Here is a 2,561-nt window from a genome sequence, read left to right on the forward strand (position 1 = left end):
CTGGGCACGCACCACTTCACGCTCGCGGTCTATGCCCCGACCCGCAAACGGCTTCGCGACAATCTGTCGATCGCGCGCGCGGCGCTGGCCGATGCCGGGCTGGTGGCCGCGCGCGAGGGTGCGGCGCTCGAGGCGAGCTACTGGTCGCAGTTGACCGGCAACTTCCCGTGGCGCGCGCGCCCGGCCGCGATCACCTCGCGCAATTTCTGCGCGCTGGCACCGTTCCACACCTACCCGGCCGGTCACATGGCGGGCAACCAGTGGGGCGACGCGATTGCGCTCCTCAAGACGAGCGCCTCCTCGCCCTATTATTTCAACTTCCATGTCGGCGACCTTGGTCACACCTTGATCATCGGACCTTCGGGCGCCGGCAAGACGGTTCTCCTGAACTTCCTGATGGCGCAGGCCGAGAAGACCGGCGCCCGCCAGATCTTCATCGACAAGGATCGCGGTGCCGAGATCTTCGTCCGCGCCTCGGGTGGCACCTACCTTACGCTGCAGGACGGCCGGCCCACCGGGTTCGCGCCGTTCCGGGCACTCGACGATACCGAGGGCAATCGAGCGTTTCTGGCAGGCTTTGTCCGCCAGCTCGTTCGTCGTGATGAGGAGCCGCTGAGCGTTGATGACGACCGGCGCATCGATGAAGGTGTCGCGGCGATCATGCGCCTGCCGGTTGCGCAGCGTTCGCTGGGCGCGCTCCGTCCGCTGCTAGGCCAGCGTGCCGAAGGCGGCATCGGCGCCCGGCTCGAGCGCTGGATCCAGGGCGGACCGCTCGGCTGGGTGTTCGACAATCCTGGCGACGAGCTATCGATGGATGCCCGCTTCCTGGGCTTCGACATGACCGACTTCCTCGACAATGGGGAAATCCGCACGCCGATCATGATGTATATGTTCAACCGGATCGATGCGCTGCTCACCGGCGAGCGGATGATCATCTCGATCGACGAATTCTGGCGCGCGCTCGACGACCCGGTGTTTCGCGCCTTCGCCAAGGACGGGCTGAAGACCTATCGCAAGCGCAACGCGCTGCTCGTGTTCGCAACGCAGAGCCCGGCCGATGCGCTCAACTCCGAGATCGCCCGCACCATCATCGAACAGGTCGCGACGCGGATCATGCTGCCCAACGCCTATGGGGCGGAGAGCGATTATGTCGAAGGGCTCGGCCTGACGCAGGCCGAGTACCGGATGATCCGGGAAGAACTGTCGCCCCAGAGCCGACGCTTCCTCGTGAAGCAAAACCATGACTCGGTCGTGGTGGAGCTCGATCTCGCTGGCCTCGACGATGCGCTGGCGGTGCTGTCGGGCCGGACCGAGACGATCGCAGTCATGACGCGTGCGATCGCCGAAACCGGCCCTGATCCCGACGACTGGTTGCCCGCATTCCACCGCGCCCGCCGCCCGAGCTGAAAGGACAGCATCATGCGAACCATCCTCCTGACGACCGTAACGCTGGCGCTGTGGGCTGCGCCTGCAAGCGCGCAGCTGACCGTCATCGACCCGGCCGCGATCGCCAAGCAGGTCGAGCAGATCCGGCAGACGGTGAAGATGATCGAACAGGGCAAGGAGCAGATCACCGAAGCGCAACGGCTGTATAACGACCTCAACAAGCTGACGGACATTCCGAATGTCGCCAGCCAGCTGGGCAAGGACGGGCTGCGCGCGATCGGGGTCACCGACAGCCTGACCGACCTGAGTTCTGGCCGGGCTTCGAGCGGCAACAGCGCCATCGGCCAGAAGGCACAGGCCTATTACCAGCGGTTTCTGCGGCCCTCCGACAGCACCGCCGCGACGACCCCGGCCGAGCAGGCCTACCGCGATGCGATGGAAGCGACCGGCAACCGGATCGCGACGTCGGCCGCGGTAGCCGACGTGACCGGTGAAGCCGTTCAAGCCCGTGCCGCTGGCCTTGGCGAACTGCAGGCCCGGCTGGCGACGGCGACGACCGCCAAGGAAGTTCAGGATCTCCAGGCACGGATCGCTCTCGAGCAGGCGCAGGCGAGCAACGACGACACACGGCTTCGGGCGCTAGAAATGACGCAGCGGGTGGCGGTCGCGACCCGCGCCCAGGCGCGGACCGATGCTGGCCGCGCCGCGCGCCAGCGCGATGCCGATTTCCTTGGCGGCCGGCGATGAAATGCTCGCTCCGCGGCACGATGACAGTTGCGGTTGCCGGGTTCGCCGCGCTGGTTTCGGCTGCGTGTAGCGAGCAGGTGCACAGCACCGAGTATTATTACGATCACCGCGATGAACTCGCGGCGCTCGGGCAGCGGTGTCTGAAGGAGACGACCCCGGCGGAACTGGTTAATCCCGCCACGAGCCTGCAGCAGAACTGCTACAACGGAGCGCTCGCCGACGCCCGCATCACGCGCGAACGACGGACGGCTGATCGGCGGGCCGCGAGCAGCCGCGACGCCGACGCTCTCTCGGCGAAAGCCAGATAGGCATGGCGGCACCGGGCTTCCAATATGATAGGCAATTGTTCTCGACGATGTTCGCCGGGTTCAAGGAGCCGATCGATGCGATCTTCGGCTCGGGTTATGGAGCGATGATCGGCTATGTTC

General features: G+C 66.0%; 2 protein-coding genes and 1 pseudogene. All 3 read left to right on the plus strand.

From position 1 onward, the window contains the following. Positions 1-1,407, plus strand: a pseudogene (locus tag ACE5C1_RS06030) (transporter); the annotation flags it as partial. A gap of 12 nt (positions 1,408-1,419) precedes the next feature. After that, on the plus strand, positions 1,420-2,133 hold the full coding sequence (locus ACE5C1_RS06035) for a type IV secretion system protein (RefSeq protein ID WP_374943159.1): 714 nt from the start codon (positions 1,420-1,422) through the stop codon (positions 2,131-2,133). A gap of 20 nt (positions 2,134-2,153) precedes the next feature. Continuing rightward, positions 2,154-2,441 carry an EexN family lipoprotein gene (locus tag ACE5C1_RS06040; RefSeq protein WP_374943160.1) on the plus strand — a complete coding sequence of 96 codons (288 nt, stop codon included), beginning with the start codon at positions 2,154-2,156 and terminating at the stop codon, positions 2,439-2,441. Positions 2,442-2,561: the final 120 nt, after the last annotated feature.

The organism is Sphingomonas sp. (genome assembly GCF_964263785.1).
In the GTDB taxonomy this organism is placed as follows: domain Bacteria; phylum Pseudomonadota; class Alphaproteobacteria; order Sphingomonadales; family Sphingomonadaceae; genus Sphingomonas.

Excerpts from the sequence above, each read along its gene's own strand:
- ACE5C1_RS06035 (WP_374943159.1), top strand. The coding sequence starts at position 1,420 with ATGCGAACCATCCTCCTGACGACCGTAACGCTGGCGCTGTGGGCTGCG.
- ACE5C1_RS06040 (WP_374943160.1), top strand. The coding sequence starts at position 2,154 with ATGACAGTTGCGGTTGCCGGGTTCGCCGCGCTGGTTTCGGCTGCGTGT.